The sequence below is a fragment of the Nocardia acididurans genome (assembly GCF_016741815.1).
GTDB lineage: Bacteria > Actinomycetota > Actinomycetes > Mycobacteriales > Mycobacteriaceae > Nocardia > Nocardia acididurans.
Window position 1 is genome coordinate 479,709 of sequence record NZ_JAERRJ010000005.1, and the last position, 17,526, is coordinate 497,234.

17 protein-coding genes are annotated in these 17,526 nt (G+C 68.5%); 3 read left to right on the forward strand and 14 right to left on the reverse strand.

The window, feature by feature from the left end; all coding sequences use genetic code 11:
• The first annotated feature begins 208 nt into the window (after positions 1–208).
• A complete protein-coding gene (locus JK358_RS15455) occupies positions 209–3,040 on the forward strand; it encodes a tetratricopeptide repeat protein (protein ID WP_201948174.1) in 2,832 nt (943 codons plus the stop codon).
• Between the two features lie 7 nt (positions 3,041–3,047).
• On the opposite strand, the gene JK358_RS15460 is transcribed toward JK358_RS15455, so the two are convergent.
• The 5 genes from JK358_RS15460 to uraD form a co-directional block, all read right to left on the reverse strand.
• On the reverse strand, positions 3,048–4,295 hold the full coding sequence (locus JK358_RS15460; protein WP_201948176.1) for a M20 family metallopeptidase: 1,248 nt from the start codon (positions 4,293–4,295) through the stop codon (positions 3,048–3,050).
• 2 nt (positions 4,296–4,297) lie between these two features.
• Complete coding sequence (locus tag JK358_RS15465) at positions 4,298–4,996, reverse strand: 2OG-Fe dioxygenase family protein (RefSeq protein ID WP_201948178.1); 699 nt, start codon at positions 4,994–4,996, stop codon at positions 4,298–4,300.
• A 251-nt stretch (positions 4,997–5,247) separates the two neighbouring features.
• Positions 5,248–6,615, reverse strand: a complete 1,368-nt coding sequence (locus JK358_RS15470) for an 8-oxoguanine deaminase (protein ID WP_201948180.1) — start codon at positions 6,613–6,615, stop codon at positions 5,248–5,250.
• A gap of 2 nt (positions 6,616–6,617) precedes the next feature.
• Positions 6,618–6,938, reverse strand: coding sequence for a hydroxyisourate hydrolase (gene uraH, locus JK358_RS15475; RefSeq protein WP_201948182.1), 321 nt, complete (start codon positions 6,936–6,938; stop codon positions 6,618–6,620).
• A complete protein-coding gene (gene uraD / locus JK358_RS15480) occupies positions 6,935–7,444 on the reverse strand; it encodes a 2-oxo-4-hydroxy-4-carboxy-5-ureidoimidazoline decarboxylase (RefSeq protein ID WP_201948184.1) in 510 nt (169 codons plus the stop codon). The genes uraH and uraD overlap by 4 nt, the downstream gene beginning before the upstream one ends.
• A gap of 140 nt (positions 7,445–7,584) precedes the next feature.
• Between uraD and JK358_RS15485 the strand changes: the two genes are divergently transcribed.
• Positions 7,585–8,319: a nucleotidyltransferase family protein gene (locus JK358_RS15485; RefSeq protein WP_201948186.1), complete on the forward strand. Its 735-nt coding sequence runs from the start codon at positions 7,585–7,587 to the stop codon at positions 8,317–8,319.
• Positions 8,320–8,332: 13 nt separating this feature from the next.
• Positions 8,333–9,346 (forward strand): XdhC family protein, encoded by a 1,014-nt coding sequence (locus JK358_RS15490; RefSeq protein WP_201948188.1) that lies wholly within the window; start codon positions 8,333–8,335, stop codon positions 9,344–9,346.
• Here JK358_RS15490 and JK358_RS15495 read toward each other — a convergent pair.
• The 9 genes from JK358_RS15495 to JK358_RS39265 all read right to left on the reverse strand — a co-directional run bounded on the left by JK358_RS15495 (position 9,319) and on the right by JK358_RS39265 (position 17,451).
• A complete protein-coding gene (locus JK358_RS15495) occupies positions 9,319–10,416 on the reverse strand; it encodes an ABC transporter substrate-binding protein (protein ID WP_201948190.1) in 1,098 nt (365 codons plus the stop codon). The two genes, JK358_RS15490 and JK358_RS15495, sit on opposite strands and share 28 nt — an antisense overlap.
• 79 nt (positions 10,417–10,495) lie before the next feature.
• Positions 10,496–11,290 carry an ABC transporter permease gene (locus JK358_RS15500; RefSeq protein WP_372440675.1) on the reverse strand — a complete coding sequence of 265 codons (795 nt, stop codon included), beginning with the start codon at positions 11,288–11,290 and terminating at the stop codon, positions 10,496–10,498.
• 41 nt (positions 11,291–11,331) lie between these two features.
• Positions 11,332–12,093: an ABC transporter permease gene (locus JK358_RS15505; protein ID WP_201948192.1), complete on the reverse strand. Its 762-nt coding sequence runs from the start codon at positions 12,091–12,093 to the stop codon at positions 11,332–11,334.
• Positions 12,090–12,896 carry an ABC transporter ATP-binding protein gene (locus JK358_RS15510; RefSeq protein WP_201948194.1) on the reverse strand — a complete coding sequence of 269 codons (807 nt, stop codon included), beginning with the start codon at positions 12,894–12,896 and terminating at the stop codon, positions 12,090–12,092. The genes JK358_RS15505 and JK358_RS15510 overlap by 4 nt, the downstream gene beginning before the upstream one ends.
• A 72-nt stretch (positions 12,897–12,968) precedes the next feature.
• Positions 12,969–13,376, reverse strand: a complete 408-nt coding sequence (locus JK358_RS15515) for a hypothetical protein (protein ID WP_201948196.1) — start codon at positions 13,374–13,376, stop codon at positions 12,969–12,971.
• Between the two features lie 58 nt (positions 13,377–13,434).
• Positions 13,435–14,382: a hexose kinase gene (locus tag JK358_RS15520; protein ID WP_307817537.1), complete on the reverse strand. Its 948-nt coding sequence runs from the start codon at positions 14,380–14,382 to the stop codon at positions 13,435–13,437.
• 137 nt (positions 14,383–14,519) lie between these two features.
• A complete protein-coding gene (locus JK358_RS15525; RefSeq protein WP_201948198.1) occupies positions 14,520–15,347 on the reverse strand; it encodes a class II fructose-bisphosphate aldolase in 828 nt (275 codons plus the stop codon).
• Positions 15,338–16,300: a hexose kinase gene (locus tag JK358_RS15530; protein ID WP_307817538.1), complete on the reverse strand. Its 963-nt coding sequence runs from the start codon at positions 16,298–16,300 to the stop codon at positions 15,338–15,340. Before JK358_RS15530 ends, JK358_RS15525 begins: the two co-directional genes overlap by 10 nt.
• Positions 16,297–17,451: an N-acetylglucosamine-6-phosphate deacetylase gene (locus tag JK358_RS39265; RefSeq protein WP_232851291.1), complete on the reverse strand. Its 1,155-nt coding sequence runs from the start codon at positions 17,449–17,451 to the stop codon at positions 16,297–16,299. Before JK358_RS39265 ends, JK358_RS15530 begins: the two co-directional genes overlap by 4 nt.
• Positions 17,452–17,526 lie beyond the last annotated feature (75 nt).

A 17,526-nucleotide genomic window follows, 5' to 3' on the forward strand; every position in this document is an offset into this window, starting at 1 on the left:
GCCGCGCGTGCGGGTCCACTTCGAGACCAGGGGCCGAGGTGATTTCTTCGTTTCGAAAACCTGCCACTACCAGGCATGACACCACCGGAAGCAGTGAAAACTTCACAACCCGCCGGGAGGTTTCTGCTGTTTCCACGGCGACGATGCGACCGAATTCGTGTTGGTACCAAGTAAATTGGGCGTATTCGGGCCGAGCGGGAGGTAACCGGTGCCGAGAAAACAGACCTGCGAGGGCTGCCCCTGCGCTCCCGCCGACAAAGACGAACGCCGTCGGCTCCGCGAGAAACTGCGCGGGTTGGGGCTCTCCGATCGTCAGGTGGACGAGCCGCTCGCCGCGGAATTACGCCAGCGAGGCTATCGTCCGCGGGTGGCGTGGCGGCTGGCCAGGGACTTCAGTCAGCAGACCGTCGCGGACGAGTTCAATACCCTCAGCGACAGCGGCGGTATGCGTGCCAGCCGAATCTCGGAGTTCGAGCGCTGGCCTTTCGCGCCGGACGGTTCGGTGCGACCGGACAAGGGAGCCCGGCCCAGCCTGGATGCCCTGCGCACCTTGGCGACCGTATACGGCACAACCTGGGACCAACTGGTGGATCTGGCCGATCTGGAGCACCTGTCCGAGGAGATTCAGACCGAGTTCCGTACCAGCATGTCACAGCGCACCAACGACCGCTCGGTGGTCTCCGAGGGCGAATTGCCGCCCGAGGTACCGCATTTCACCGGTCGGCATCCGGCGCGAACCGAACTGCGGGAGCGGGTGCGGGCACACGTCTACCACGGTGGCCCGGCCGTGCACGTCCTCGACGGCCCGCCCGGGGTGGGCAAGACCGCGCTCGCCAGGTATGCCGTCACCGAGTTCGCGAAACAGTATCCGGAGGGCGCGATCTGGGTGGATCTGTTCGGCTTCACCCCCAAGCGCGAACCACGCACCAGCGCCGATCTGCTGGAGCGCCTGCTGCTGGAAATCGACGTGCCGCGGGAAACCATCGAGGCCGATCCGGATCGCCGGGCCGCGCAGTGGCGCGGCGCGATGAATACCCGCCGCATGCTGCTGATCTTCGACAATGCGGCGGAGACCGCGCAGGTCCGGGAACTGCTGCCGAATTCGCCCGGCTCGTTCGTGCTGATCACCAGCCGCAGCCGGCTGCTGGGTCTGGTCGGCGCCCGCCCGATGCATCTCGATGTCATGGATCCCGACGAGGCGGAGGAGTTGCTCGCGAAGTTCGCCAATCTGCGTCTCGGTCACTACGACCGGACGGCCGCGCGCCGGATAGTGGCCGCGTCGGGCCGACTTCCATTGGCACTCAAACTTTTCGGCAGCCAGCTCGCCCATCACGATCCCGGCATGCTGGCGGAGAGCGCCACTGATCTGACCGCGCTGACGGAGGAACTGCGCGGTTCACTCGATGAGTCCGTCAACCGTGAACTGGCGGAGACGATTCTGGACCAGTTCGCCGCCGGCGACGAGTCCGTGCGCACCACGTTCGAGAAGTGGTACCAGCGGCTACGCGATCCGGAACTGCAGCGCACCGTACGACTGCTCGGCGCCTTCCCCGGCCCGGAGATCAGCGCGGAACCGCTGGCCGCCATGGCCGATATGCCACTGGTGCGCGCAAAAACATTGATACGCAAGCTTTTCGAGGCAGGTCTGCTGGATCCGCTGGATGGCTCGCACTATCGCATGCACGATATGACGAAGCTGTATGCCAGCATGCTCGCCAAACCGGACGACGGCCTTCCCGCGGCGAGCGAGCGCCTGGTCACCTTCGGCCTCACGATCGCGCGCCGGGCCAGTGTGCCAGGCCCCGTCGAGACGCCGGCCCGCACGCCGCGGCCCGCCGATGGGGCGCAGGCGCGGGCCTGGCTCAGCCGGGAACGAGAACTGCTGGTCGGCTGTGTGGAAAACACCGGCGCGAGTGGGCAAACCGCCGAGCTTGCCCGGCTGGTGGCCTCCCATCTGTGCGGGCGTGGCCGGTGGTCGGCGGCCTACCGGCTCTATGAGCGTTCTGCGGGCATCGCGAGCGCACTCGGTGATCAGGAGGCCGAGGCGTGGGCGCTGGCGGGCCTGGGCCGGGTCGATCGGCTGAGCGGCAGGCACGAGGCGGCGGGGGATCGATTCGCGGCCGCATTGGCCTTGGCCAGGTCGCTGCAGGATCGGCGCTGCGTCGCCGAGGTGCTGTGCGAACGGGGCAAATTGGCGTGGATCACCGGGGAGCACGATGCCGCTCGCGACGACTTCACGATCGCCTTGGACATCTCCCGGGCAATCGGGCACCAGCCCACGGAATGCGATGCCCTCGACGGATTGAGCATGGCGCACCGCATGGTCAGTGATTACGCCCAAGCGCGGGCCTGCTCGGACGCCATGCTGGGCGTGGCGAAGAGTTTGGACGATCCGGAACGGGTCGGCACGGGCCAGTGGAGTCTGGCCGAGTGCCTGCGATTGGGCGGTGACCACGGCCCAGCTCGGGACCACTATGTGAACGCGCTGCGCATCGCGCGCGGTATCAACTACCGCAAGCTGGAGGGTGACGCGCTGCGCGGGCTCGGCCATTCCGAGCGCATGAACGGCAGGCTGGACGCGGCGCAGCGGTATTTCGAGGAAGCGCTCGCCATCGCCCGGCGGATTCACGATCGCTATGGGGAGGGCTGGGCACTGTGGGGGCTGGGCAATGTGAGCCGCGCCGTAGGCGATTCGACGGCGGCCAGAGCGGCCTTGGAACAGTCGAGCAGGCTCGCGGCCGAGGGCAACGATCCGCTCGGCCAGATGGACGCACTGCGTGGTCTGGGTCATCTCGAGCGGCACGCGGGCCGCTACATTCCCGCCCAGCACTACTACCAGGAGTCGCTGGGCATCGCCCGGCAGGTGGGCAACCCGCAGGGCGAGGCCGACGCACTGCGCAATATCGCCCGGGTGGAGGCGCTCCAGGGCCACGTCGCGCAGGCCTGCGAGCGATTGCGCACCGCGGTGGCCATCTGCGCGAGGCTCCGTTTGCCTTTGCTGGCCGGCATCGAGGAGGAGATCGGAAGGCTGGGCTGCTGAAGGACTTTCAGGTGCAGCGCAGGATGGCGAGCGCGGCGAGGGTGCGCGCGCAGGCCATCATTTCGCTGATCAGCACATGATCTTCGGTATCGGGTCCTTCGCCGCGTGGCCCGAACAGGCAGCATTCGATGCCCGCGCGGGACAGGTGTGTGGTGTCGTTCCCGCAGTAGGAGTACGGCAGCACGAGTCCGGACGCTTCGACGACGTAGTCGGAAACCTGCGGCAGAAGCTTCGAGATATCTTGCACCACAGCCGAATCAGGCGAGACATCCATGGGCGGCATCACTGTTCCGCCGACGCGGAAGACCGGGTCCGGCGGCTGATCCACGGTGATGTCGGCGGCCTGGAACAGCGCTTTTGCTTCGCGCTCGAAGGCTTTCAGGGCCTCGATGACCGCATCCGGCTCATGCGGCGGCGGGTAACGCAGGTCGTAGATCGCGGTGGCCTTGTCGGCGCTGTAGCTGACCCCCGAGGGATCGTGCCGGTCACCCCGACCGGCGATCAGGCTCGACAGCTGCAGGCGGGGTAGATCTGGAAACTCGTTGTCTCCCAGCCGTAGATCTGCGCGCTCCAGCCGGTCCATGAGCTCGCGCAGAATCGCGATGGCGTCGACGCCCTCGGCGTGCCGACTGGTGTGCGCGGTCTTTCCCCGCACCACCAGCGCGAACTTGTGGACCCCGGCGGTGCGGGTGAGGACGCGGCGTACCGAGTACGGCTCGGGAACGACCGCGGCGTCAGCGGTCAACCCCTCTGCCAGCGCGTGCTTCGTACCGGTCCCGCCCTGCAGTTCGCCGGCGACGAATTCGAGCAGCAGCCCGCGGTTCAGCTGTATCCCGCTGCGCTGCACCATGATTGCCGCGGCAATCATGGAGGCGAGCCCACTCTTCATATTGTGCAAGCCCGCACCGTACAGTCGGTCGCCCTCGACTCGGGCGGTGAAGCGGCCCGCTCGGTCGTCGACCGGGTCCATATCGAGATGGCCGTTGAACATCAGAGCGGGTTTACCCGCCGCGGGTCCGAGATGACCGATGGTCTGGCAGCGGCCGCGGTCGCCGGGGTGGGCGGCAGCCGCGACCTCCTGCAGGTGCGCGGATATCCCGTTGTGCAGCAGCGTATCCCGCACATGGACGGCGAGCGCCGTCTCGTCGCCGGTGTAGGACGGGATCGCTGTCAGATCCGCCGCTATCGTGACGAGTTCGCCGACATCGAGGAGTTCGTCGAGCGCTGCGATGAACTGGCCGATCTGGTCTGTCACGGCTAGCGGAATCCGATCAGCAGTACGTCCCGATACGAGGGGCAGTCCGGGTCGGCGGGCAGAATCGGATGGGTGTAGTGCAGAACCCGGGAGTCGTCGAAGACGAGGGACTTCAGTGGCTCGTCCAGCTGGAATTCTGCCAGGGAGGTCTGCGTGTTGTCGTACACCTCGGACAGGCCGCCGGTGATGTTCTCGCGGTGCACGAGGTGTACGGATCCGCCGAGCAGTCCGTCTCGATGAATCCCCTCCGGAGCGGGTTCACCCGGCGCGGCTATGCGAATGAAGTGCACGTCCACCGCGACCTCCGGCGTCCGCTCGGCGTTCAGCACGTCCGCCGCCACCAGGTCGGCGGCCACGGAGTGCGCGAGCTTCCTGGTCACGGCGGTCACCGGGTGTTCCGGCGAGATGACCCGGAAGATGCGTTCGATACCGCCCTGCAGCGGATTCACCGACATGGATTGGATGTACGGGCCGGGGTCGGCCTCGGGTTCGAACCGCAGATCCGCGACGGTCAGGGAGAACCGCTGATAGGAGCGTTTGCGGCTGCGGCTACCCGCGGGCAGCCATTCGTCCAGCGCCAGCTCGTCGTCGTACACGGCCGTGAGGATGGCGAATTCCTCCGGCGTGAGCCGATCGTGCATCGCGACGACCGCATAGCCCTTTTCGCCGATAGCGGGCTGTGCGGCGTCCCCTTGCGACACACCGCTTGTTGCACGCAGCTGAGGCTCCTTCCACGAGTGGTGGTCCCTTACACAGCAACTCCGCCGAGAACCATATCTGTTCCGGTGATTTGCCGAATGACAGCGTGGTGGTAGCGATTCGAGACGCGGCTCGCGCGAAATCATGGCGGCGTTTGCAGTCGGGCGTTCCTGCCCTCAAGGTGATTAGACCAGTCTGCGGCTGAGTGCGCACAGCGACCGGGCTCACCTGCGGGGTTGCCTGCGGGCAGCGCTCACCCGGCTTTCTCGACCAGCCTGGCTTGGGCACGAGCCACCTGGCTGCCCACCTCGGCATCGTCGACCGTGCGAATTTCACCGTGGCGCAGCACTATTCGGCCATTGACGACCAGCGCGGACAACGGTGGCGCCGAGCCGAGGACCAGGGCGGTCACCGGGTCGTCGATGCCGTCGTAGGCCGAGCCCTGGAGATTCCAGAGCGCCAGGTCCGCGAGTTTGCCTCGCTCGAGGCTGCCGATTTCGGCTGCGCGACCCAGGATTCGGGCGCCACCCATGGTGGCGAGTTCGAGGGCGGTGCGGGTGGTGAGGGATTCGGGGCCGGTGCGCTGGCGGGCGAAGAGGAGAGCGCTGCGAGGTTCCGCTATGAGGGAGCCGGATTCGTTGCTGGCGGCGCCGTCCACTCCGAGGCCGACCGGGACGCCCGCGGTCACCAGGTCGGCGAGGCGGGCGATGCCCGCGCCGATGCGGGCGTTGGAGGTGGGGCAGTGGGCCGCGCCGGTGCCGGTGCGGGCCATGGTGGCGATGGCGGTGTCGTCGAGGTGGATGGCGTGCGCCCACCAGACGTCGGGACCGACCCAGTCGAGGCGTTCCATGTATTCGGCGGGGGTGCAGCCGTGTGTTTCGCGGCAGTAGCGCTCTTCATCGTGGGTTTCGGCGACATGCGTGTGCAGGCGGACGCCGAGTTCCCTTGCCATTACCGCAGATTCGCGCAGCAGGTCGGCGGTCACCGAGAACGGGGAGCAGGGTGCCAGGCCGATGCGCAGCATCGAGTCGAAGGACGGATCGTGCCAGCGGGCGACGGCGTCGGCGCTGGCCTTCAGAATGTCGTCGAGGGATTCGACAACCGAGTCCGGGGGCAGGCCGCCCGCGCTGCGGCCGAGATCCATGGAGCCACGGGTGGGGTGGAAGCGCAGGCCCACGGCGGCGGCCGCGTGGATTTCGGCGGCGAGCAGGTCGCCGGCGTCGCGAGGGAAGACGTAGTGGTGGTCCGTCGTTGTGGTGCAACCGGTTCGGGCGAGGGCGGTCAGTGCGCCGGTGGCGGCGACACGGGTGGCGTCCTCATCGATGCCCGCCCAGATGGGGTAGAGGGTGGTGAGCCATTCGAACAGGCCGGCGTCGGCGGCCAGGCCGCGGGTGATCCACTGGTAAAGGTGGTGGTGGGTGTTCACCAGCCCGGGGGTGAGCAGACAGCCGCGGCCGTCGATGCGGGTGGCCTGCTCTTGCACGGACGGCGCGGGCCCGGCTCCGACGGCGTGAATCCTGTTGCCGCACACGATCACATGGCCGTCGCGGTATTCGGTGCCCGCGGCGTCGACGGTGGCGACGGCGCAGCCTTCGATCACCAGGATCGTGGCGTCGGTCATGGTCAGCTCCCGCGGTAGGTGGAGAACGCGAAGGGGGAGAGCAGAAGGGGGACGTGGTAATGCCGCTCGCCGGTAGCAACGAAGGCGATGGTGACCTCGGGGTAGAAGGATTCGACACCCTGTGCCGTGAAGTAGGCACCGGTCTCGAACCGCAGCCGGTAGGTCCCGGGAGGCAGCGTGCCGCCGAGGGAGCCGATGCGCCCATCGGAATCCGTTGTTCCCGAGCTGATTTCCGCAGAGCTGCCGTCGAACAGTGTGACGCCGACACCCGCGGCGGGCGCACCGTGCACGGCATCGAGGATGTGTGTGCTGAGTGTGCTCACGACGCGCCTTCCTCGCCGATCATGCGCCGCAACCGAATCCGGTTGATCTGCACCAATTCACGACGCACGATGCGTCTTTCGTCGGCCGCCGCGTTGCCGAGCCGCGATTCGAGGATCGACAGCAGTTCGGCGGGCGTCCTGCCGGTGGCGCACACCAGGTACACGTGCCCGAATCGCTGCTCGTACACCCGGTTTCCGTCCGCGATGGCGGCCCGGACGACGTCGTCGGCCGTCGCCATTCCCGCCTGTTCTCGCGCCGAGTTCGCGCTGTCCGGCCGCTCCCCGATCCGTGGATGCCCGGCCAGCGCGCGGTCGATCTCCGCCTCGGTCAGGGCTTCGAGCACGGCGTCGGCGGCCGACAGCAACGACTCCAGGTCGGCGTAGGGTCGTCGCGCCGCCACTCCCGCCGCCCACGCCGGGGACGAACAACAGCTCAGCAACGTTTCGACGGCAGCGGATTCCGGCAGCGCGTCGAATGCGGTCAATCCGATCTCGGTCTGTGTCATCACCGTCCAGCATCGGGCACGGCAACCCCGGCCGCCACTCGACTGGCCGTCCCGTTCGATCGAAGTCCGCCGCACCCTGGCCGCACTCAACGCGTAAAGACCACCCAGCGAAAACCGCCCGCTACCAGTACGGTCGGCATATGATCCGCGAACGCTGTGACGGCATCGTGCTGGCCGCCGGGGCAGGCACCCGCTACGGCATGCCGAAGGTGCTGGCGCAGAACGGCTCCTGGCTGCGCACGGCCGTCGCCGCCCTGCGCGACGGCGGCTGTGACCGCGTCTATGTGGTTCTCGGCGCGACCGGTCCGGCCCAGCCTCAGCCCGCCGGGTCGACGGCTCGCTGGCTGGTCTCGCAAACCCCTCGCATCGAGCTGCCCGAGGGGGTCCGCCCGGTCTGGGCGGCGGACTGGGCAACCGGGCTGAGCGCTTCGTTCCGTGCGGGTCTGGCCGCGGTATCCGCCGGTGGCACGCTGATTTCTGAGGTTGCGACGCGGACTGCTCCGGCGCGGAAGAATTCCACAGGGATTATTGACATGGGGATAACTTCGGCGCGGAGCTTCGGGGTGGGGGCCTCTCCCGCGGACTATGTGGCGATCATGCCCGTGGATACCCCGGATGTCGGGGGTGAGGTGGTGGCGCGGGTCGTGGCGGCGGCGCGGGCGAGTGCCGGTGGGCTGGCGCGGGCGGTGTTCCGGGGGATGCCGGGGCATCCGGTGGTGCTGGGCCGAGGGCACTGGGCGGGGGTTGTCGCTGGTGCGGCGGGAAATTCCGGGGCGGGCACTTATTTACGGGAACGAGCGGATATGGTGTGCGTCACGTGTGACGACCTCGCGACTGGGATCGACTGGGATTACCCCGGCGGCGGCACACGGTAATCGGGAGCTAGTGATGCGGGATATCGTCGATGACCTGATGCGGGTGTGGCACAGCGGGCGCACCGGCGGGTTGGTCACCCTGGTGCGGACGGTCGGTTCGACACCCCTGCCGATCGGTACGGCGATGGTGGTGGACGGTGGCGGCCGGGCCTTCGGCTCGCTGTCCGCGGGGTGTGCGGAGGCGGCCGCCTACCAGGTGGCCGTGGAGGCCGCGCGCACCGGCCGCCGCGGCCTGCACCGGTTCGGTCCGGGCAGCGGCCTGGACGCGGGCACCGACTGCCACGGAACCCTCGATGTCTTCGCGGAACCGTTCTCGCGCAACCATTTTCCGGAGTTCCCGGATGTGGCCGCCGATATCGCCGCACAGCGCCAGGTCACCGTGTTCACGGTGGTGTGGCATTCGGATCCGGATGTGATCGGCCAGCATCTGGTGACCGACCGCCGGCACGGCACGGAGCTGGTGTCGCTGCCCGATTCCGATATCTTCGTCTCCTCCTTCGCCCGCCCGCCGCATCTGATCCTGGTGGGCGCCAACGCTTTCGGCAGTGCGCTGGCCACCCAGGGCAAGCTGCTCGGCTATCGCGTCACCATCTGCGATGCCCGCCCGACCTTCGCCACCGCGGACGCCTATCCGGGTTGCGAGGTGGTGGTGGACTGGCCGCACCGCTATCTGAACTCGCTGGCGTCGGCGGGCGAAATCGATTCCAGCACAGCGCTGGTGGTGCTCTCGCACGATGCCAAGTTCGAGATCCCGCTGCTCACCATCGCGCTGCGACTACCCGAGATCGGGTATCTGGCGGCGCTGGGCTCGAATACCGCGCACACCCATCGTCTGGAGGCCCTGGAGGCGGGCGGGTTCGATGCCGCCACCCTGGACCGGCTGCGCTCCCCCGCCGGCCTCGACCTGGGTGCGCGCACCCCGGCCGAGGTGGCGGTGTCGATCATGGCCGAACTGCTGTCCGTCCGGAACGGCACCTCGGCGAAACCGCAGTCCCCGCACTATATGAGGCTCGGGTCCTCGGCGTAGATCTCCTTCAGCACCGACAGATCGAACAGCTTGTCGGCGCTGATGTCGATGCCGGATTTGGCCAGGGCGGCGATATTGCTCGCGATGAGCGCGTCGGTCATGGTGAAAAGCCCGTTGGCTTTGGTGTCCGCGGTTTCCACCAGCGTGTTCTGCGCCAGCGCCTCCTGTTTCTGCTCGCGCAGGTCGAGCTGCTGGTCCTTCCCGTATACCTCCACGGCCAGCCGCGCGGATTCCGCCGGATCGGCGACGGCGTCGCGCCAGCCTCGGATATCGGCCTTCAGCCAGGCCTTCAGTTTGTCCCGCTCGCTGTCGATGGTGCGCTGGTGCACGGTGAGCGTTTCCGCGACCAGCGGCAGGCCGTAGTCGGCGAACATGAAGTTGTAGTTGGCGAATCCCTTGGCGCCCAGGGTGATCGGCTCATTGGTCACGTAGCTGACCCAGCCGTCCACCTCGCCGTTTGCCAGCGGGGTGGGATCGAACTGCGCGGGGACGACCGTCAGATCCGATCGCGTCATGCCGTTGGCGGCGAGCAGGGCGTCGAACACCAGCTGATTGGTGTCCTGCACGCCGATCTTGCGGCCTTTCATCTCCTGCGGCGTCCGGATCGGATTGGCCGCTGAGCTCACGATGCAGAAGGGGTTCTTCTGATAGGTGGCTCCGACGATCTTGAGCGGCAAGCCCTTCAGGACGGCGGGCGCGGTGGTCTGCGGCGCGGACATGCCGATCCAGATCTTGCCGGTGCCGATACCCGATTCGACGGAGGTGCTGGCCGCACCGCCCGCGATCAGGTTCACCGACCCGAATCCTGCCTCCCTGTAATAGCCCTTGCTGTCGGCGAAGTACTCACCGGCGAATTCGATGTTCTTCAACCAGGACAGCTGCACCGCGACGGTGCCGTATTTGGACCCGTCGGGCGTGGTGCCGTTGCTCGGCCCGGACGAGTCCGAGCCGCAAGCTGCGACCAGTCCGGCGCTGCCGATCGCGGCGGCGGTGAGCCCGGCGTAGCGGAGGAAGGATCGCCGATCCAGGGACAGCGGTGCGGCCTGATCGGGCCCGAACAAACGACTCATGCCGCGAATGTAGGGGTTTTCGATTTCGATTATTTTGCTTTCGGGGATGTGTTTGTATGCGCTGCGTTAATTCGAGTATTCACTCGTGTTCGGGCTGCGGCGAGAAACGGGCGAGCACCAGTCCCTCCAGCACGCCGACGACGGCGTACGCCACCACCGACACCAGCGTGACAATGGCGATGGAGGCCCAGAGCTGCTCGTACTCGAAGCGTGGAATGGCCTGGATGAGCCCCGCGCCCAAACCCTGTCCGCTGCCCAGCCATTCGCCGAGCAGTGCGCCGATCAGCGCTCCCGGCACGGAGATTCGAGCCGCCGCGAACACCGAGGGCAGGGCGGCGGGAATCGCCACCAGGCGCAGGGTTTTCCACTGCGAGCCGCCGTAGGCCGCCACCAGTTCCATGGCCTGCCGGGGCGCCGAGCGCAGCCCGTTCATGATCATGACGAGGGCGGGGAAGAACACCACGATGGCCGCCATCACCGTCACGCCGAGCAGGCCGCGGCCGAAGATGAGCACGATGATCGGGGTGAGCGCGACCAGCGGCACCGACCGCAGCAGCATGGCGACCGGCATGAACGCCTGTGCGAAAGCGGGCACGCCGACGAACAGCGCGGCCACGCACAGCGCCGCGCCCATCCCCGCGAGGAACCCGATTGCCGCGTCGCGCAGGGTGATCCGGAGTTGACCGAAGATCAGCTCCTGCGCGGACTCGGCGGTGGAGCCGGTCATGAGGTAGCGCCAAACCTCGCCGGGCGTCTTCCCGACCATGCCGACCTGGGGATACAGCTGCAGGAACCCCCACCACAGCAGGACCAGCAGGACCAGCGAAACCAGTACGGGGAGCAGGAATTTCCCGATGGGCCGCAGCACATTCAGGGTTTTCATCGCGCCGCCGTCCCTACTCGCGTCGGTGTCCTTCATCGTGCCTCCGCCCGGGTCCAGGGCACCGCGACGCGGGCGATCACGGCGATCACCGCGTAGCCGAGTCCCGCGAGCGCGGCGGCGGCGATGGCCATGCCCCAGGTGCGCGGCACGTTGTAGGCGGTCTGCGCGGCGGTCAGCGCGACGCCGATACCGCTGTCCACGCCACCGAGATACTCCCCGATGATCGCGCCCAGGACCGCCGAGGGCGCGGCGATCTTCAACGCCGCCAAGGTATTCGGCAGCGCCGAGACGAGCTGCACCCGACGCAGCTGCTGCCAGCGTCCGCCACCGTAGGCGCGCACCAGGTCGAGCGAGGTGCGGTCCGCCGAGCGCAGGCCGGACACGGTGCCGACCATGGTGGTGAAGAAGCAGTACATGGCGGCCAGGAAGATGGTCGGGGTGCGACCGCCGAACACCACCAGGATGATCGGCCCGAGCGCCAGCAGCGGCGTGCAGTAGCTGAGGATGGCCAGCTGCGTCACCAGCATCTCGATGGGCGGGATCAGCACCACGAGTACCGCGAGCGCGATGGCCAGCGCGTTTCCCCACAGAAATCCTTGCAGCGCACCGAAAGCCGTCACCTCGAAGTTCGGTCCGTAGAGCGCCCAGCCGTCCTGGTACATGGTTTTCAGCACCAGCCACGGTCCCGGGACGGTGCCGCCCGCCACCTCCAGTGCCGCCAGCACCTGCCAGATCGCCAGCAGCGCAAGCAGTCCCGCCGCGCCGCCGAGTTTTCCCGTTCGGCCCCGGATCATTCCGCCACCACCCCGCCGTGACCGCTGCGACCGAAGAGGAGTTCGGACAGGTAGTCGCAGAGTTTGTGGAATTCGGTGCTGCGCATCATCTCCGGTGTGCGCGGCCGGGGCAGATCGATGTCGACGACCTCGACCACGCGGCCGGGCCGGGGGCTCATGACCGCGACGACGTCGGAGAGGAAGACGGCCTCGGCGATGCCGTGCGTGACCATGAGGGTGGTGGCCGGTTTCTCGGTCCAGATGCGCAGCAGTTCGAGGTTGAGCCGCTGGCGGGTCATATCGTCGAGTGCGCCGAAGGGTTCGTCCAGCAGCAGGATGGCCGGTTTCACCACGAGGGCGCGGGCGATCGAAACCCGTTGCCGCATACCGCCGGACAGCTGCACCGGCTTGGCCTTCTCGAAGCCTTCCAGACCGACCAGGCGGATCAGATCCGCGATCAGTTCACCGTCCACCGGCAGCCCGGCCACCTGCAGCGGCAGTTTGATATTGGCTTCCACACTGCGCCACGGCAACAGCGCCGAATCCTGGAACGCGATCCCGAACTGATGCCGCTTGCGCAGTTCCGCCGGACTCTCACCGTTGATCAGCGCGGTGCCCGCGGTCGGCGTATCCAGTCCGGCGAGAATCCGCAGGATGGTGGACTTCCCGCAGCCGGAAGGTCCGAGCAGGGACAGGAACGCGCCCTGTCCGGTGTGCAGATCCACCGCGTCCAGGGCATGGACGGTGCGCCGCCCGGCCCGGAACGTCTTGCTCAATCCGCTGATATGGATGCCTGTTCCACCGGCGGTCGCTTCCGAACTCATAGGGTCACGGTAAGCGGCGGGAATTGCACGTAGATTGCGAATCAGCCGACTGGATTTCGGAATTGTTACCCCTTACCAGCCCGGCGGCTCGAACCAGTCCCGCGCCTCGCGCCGGAACAGCAGCACGATCACCACCAGCGACGCGATCGGCCCGACCGGTCCCGGCGGCTGCCCCTCGGTTATCGACGGCACCGTCCACAGCATGTTCAGCGCGGCCAGCAGAATCCCCCCGATCCGCACCGACTGTCCCTCGGAGTTGAAGGTCAACGCCACCAACCCCAGCAACCACGCGGCAAGGAACGGGATCCCCGTCTGAATCGCCGCCCGGCTGCCCAGCAACCACCCCGACGACGCCGTGCACAACACCCCGAGCAGCGCCAACCCCACCGCGACCACCTGCGCCGCCCGCACGGCCCGCGGCATCCGATACATGTCCTCGACACCCGACCCGGGATCGGGCGGCATATGCAGATCGGACACGAGCCGACCCTAACGCTCCGACCGGTCGTTTCCGGTCTCCCACGCCGCTGGTTCGGTTTCAGGCGGGCCGGGCAGCGACGGCTTCCAGTTCGCGGACGCGGACCGTCGGCAGCAGCCGATCGCGCAGCACCCGATCGATCTCGCCCGCGACCGGAATGACCACGGCGGCAGCCGAAGTGGCGACGGCGTCGACCAGCAGGGCCGGCCAGTCAGGGACTCCGGTGGCGGCCAGACCCGCGACGATCGCCGCGACGGCCGCGTCACCGGCACCGGTCGGGTTGCCCGCCAGAGGTTGCGCGAGCCCTGCCGACCAGGCGCGTTCGGCGGTCACCGCGACCATGCCCGCGCCGCCGCGGGTGACGACCACCGCGCCCACGCCGTCGGCGATGAGCGGGTCCACGGCCGTGAGGATTTCGGCCACGGTGGTGGCGGGGCGGCCGGTGAGGCGTTCGAGCTCCTCCACATTGGGCGTGAGGATGATGCCGGGCACGCGCGCCGCGAGTTCCAGGGCGGGCCCGTCGAAGTCGCAGATGGTGGGCACGCCGGCGGCGAGGGCGAGGCGGGCCAGCTCGGCGGGCAGACCGGGGTCGACGCCGCCGGGCAGCGAACCCGCAATGACCATGCCGCTCACATCGGAGAGCATGCCGGTGACCCGGACCCGCAGCTGATCCACGGCGTGTGGTTCGGAGATGCGCGGCCCCGGCTCCCACAGCGCGGTGGCGGTGCCGTCGGCCGATTCGCTGATCACGACGGTGCGGCGCACCCACGGCAGGGCGTGCACGAAATCGACCGGCATTTCGAGTTCGGCGGCGGCCGCGAACTGGTGATCGGCGAATCCGGTGGCGCGCGCGTACTTGCCGAGCTGGTTCAATACCCGTGTGACATTGATGCCGCGCCCGCCGAGCCGCTGATCGACGGACCGCACTCGATGCGCACGCCCCCGCTCGAAATGCTCTACGCGATAGGTCATGTCGTAGGCGGGGTTCATGGTCACCGTGAGAATCACCAGTACAACTCTCCAAATGCCGGGGCAACCGGACGCAACCCCTGCACCAGGGTAGAGCACCGAATGTCATTGCCTATCAGAAGCATTCTCACCGACGCGGCCCAGCATCACACTGTAATCGGTTCCAATTAGCGGATTCACCCCGCCAGCACACGCAGCGCAACCTCCACGTCCCGCTGGATTCCGGCCCGTCCCGGCCCCAGATACAAGCGCGGATCGGAGACTCCGGGAGCCTGCGCGAGCACCCCCGCGACCGCCTCGGTGAGCGCGATATTCAACCGCGTCCCGAAATTGATCTTCACCATGCCGTGCCGGATCGCCGACCGCAGCCCCTCGTCCGGCACCCCGGAGGACCCGTGCAGCACCAGCGGCACCGGCAGCGCGGCGGCCAGCCGGGCGATCAGCTCGTCGTCGAGGACGGCGTCCCTGGTGTGCATGGCATGCGTGGACCCGACCGCGACCGCCAGCGCGTCGACCCCCGTGGCCGCCACGAACTCCGCCGCCTCCGCCGGATCGGTCCGCACCCCCGGCACATGCGCGCCGCCCTTCCCCCCGACCTCCCCCAGCTCGGCTTCCACGTACACGCCTCGCTCATGACACCATCGCGCGATGTCGGCGGTGCGAGCGATATTCTCGGCATAGTCGAGCGCCGCCCCGTCGTACATCACCGACATGACCCCGGCATCCACCGCGTCCCGGATCAGTTCGACCTCGGTGGCGTGGTCCAGATGCACGGTCAACTCCGCGGAACTCTCCTCCGCGATGGTCAGGCACGCCCGCGCCAGCGGCTTCACGCCACCGTGATACCGCGCGGTGTTCTCCGAGATCTGCAGAATCGCGGGCTGCCCGGCGGCTTCCGCCGCGGCGGCGATGGCCTCGGCATGCTCGAGCGTGACGACGTTGAACGCACCCAGCCCACCGGGAGCGGCAGCGGCGACGAGTTTCGGAACGGCGATCAAGGGCATGAGAATTCCTGCGAGTTCGGCGCGCTCACCGGATACACCCGGACCTTCCGGAGCAGATGAGCACGCAGTGATAGGTCCAGTTCCCCCGCCACCGGCGCGGCCACCGCCGCCGCCGAGGTGGCCACCGCATCGGCCAGCAGCGCGGGCCACGGCGATACGACGGCGCTCCCGGCCTGGGCGAGATGGGAGATCACCGCCGCGGCGGCGGCATCGCCCGCGCCGGTGGGATTTCCGGTGATCGGTTCGGGGAGCCGGGCGAACCAGGCTCCGTCGGCGGTGACGGCCACCATGCCGTCCGCGCCCCGGGTGGCCACGACCGCGCGCACGCCGTTCGACAGCAGCGGATGGACGACGCGCACCACCTCGGTGGCGCTGTGCGTGGCGAAGCCCGTGAGTTCCCGCAGCTCCGCGGTATTCGGCATGAGCACGACACCGGCCACCGCGACCGCGTAGCGCAGTGCCTCGCCGTCCACGTCGCAGATGACCGGCACGCCCGCCGCGACGGCCATGCGGGCGAGTTCGGCGGGCAGGCTGGGCCGGACGCCGCCGGGCAGGGAGCCGGAGATCACCAGCCCGCGCGTCTGCGGCAGCAGGGCGCGAACGCGGGTCATGAGGGTGTCGATCACCCCCGAATCCCGCACTGTCGCACCGGGTTCCCAGAGCCCGGTGGCGGTGCCGTCGGCTTCGGCGACCACCAGGGTGCGCCGCACCCTGGGCAGGCCCGCGACGAAGTCCACCGGCACCGCCTCGGCCGCGAACTCCGCGAAGTCGTTGTCGGCCAGCCCGGACGCCACCGCATAGGTCCCGGTGACGTTCAGCACGCGCGCGACGTTCACGCCCTTCCCGCCCGGCCGTACCTCCACCGCCCGAACCCGTTGCGCGCCACCGCGTTCCATCCGCTCCACGCGGTAGGTCACGTCATACGCCGGATTCGGTGTCACGGTCAGAATCACGACAACCAGCTCCCCCGGTACAGCACGCGCCGCAATCGCAGCGCCTCGTCCACCACTATCAAATCCGCGTACGCCCCCGCCCGCAGATCGCCGACATCCCGTAGTCCGGCCGCCGAGGCGGGTGTGAGCGTGGCGGCCCGCACCGCATCGGCCAGCGACACCCCGCACTCCCGCACCGCCCATCCCACACACTGCAGCAGGTGCGCGGTCCCACCGGCGATGGACCCGCTGGCCACCCGCGCCACGCCACCGTTCACGAAGACCTCCTGCGGCCCGAGCCGGTACACCCCATCGGGCATCCCGGCGGCCTGCATGGCATCGGTGATCAACGCGACCCGCTCCGGCGCGGCGGCGAAAACCATTGCCCCGAAACCGGAGTCGACGTGCACGCCGTCACCGATGAGTTCGACGGTCGCCTGCCCCTTCGCCGCGGCCGCGACCGCCGCGGCGACCGGCCCGGCCGCGCGGTGGTGCAGCGGCGGCATCCCATTGCCGAGATGTGTCACCGACGCGGCCATGCCGTTCGGCCACAACGCATCCCGGAAGGTCGCGTAGGTCGCGTCGCTGTGCCCGAGGGAGACGGTGACCCCATGGCCGGCCAGCAGCTCCGCCACCTTCTCGAACCCGGGCAGTTCCGGCGCGATGGTCATCACCCGCAGCTGCCCGTCCGCGGCGGCGAGCAGCCGCCGCGTGAGCTCAGGGTCCGGATCCCTCAGATAACGCGGATCCTGTGCACCACAGCGGATTCCGGCCAGGAACGGCCCCTCCGCATGGATACCGCCGATGATCTCGTCCGCCGCGAGTTCCCGCAACGCCGCCACCTGCGCCACCATGTCCCGCGGGCTCGCGGTGACGATTCCCGCCAGCACCGTGGTGGTTCCGAGTGACCGGTGGTACTCCGCCGCCGCGGCGGCTTCCGCCACGTCGGTGGTGTCGAACCGATTTCCCGCCCCACCATGATTGTGAACGTCCACCAGACCCGGCAGCACGGTCCCCACGTGGGCGGGCAACTCCGAATCGGGCCGTCGTGCAGCCCATTCCGCGGCGCTGCGCACCGCCACCACCCGCTCCCCCTCGACGGACACGACCCCGTCGTCGATCACATGGGAGGGGGCGACGATCCGCCCCCGAATATGCCGAGCATCATTCATGTCCGCCCGCACCCCCGTCATTCCGGCCGACGCGATGCACGCCGTGGCGGAACCGACCGTGCGCGAGGAGACGGC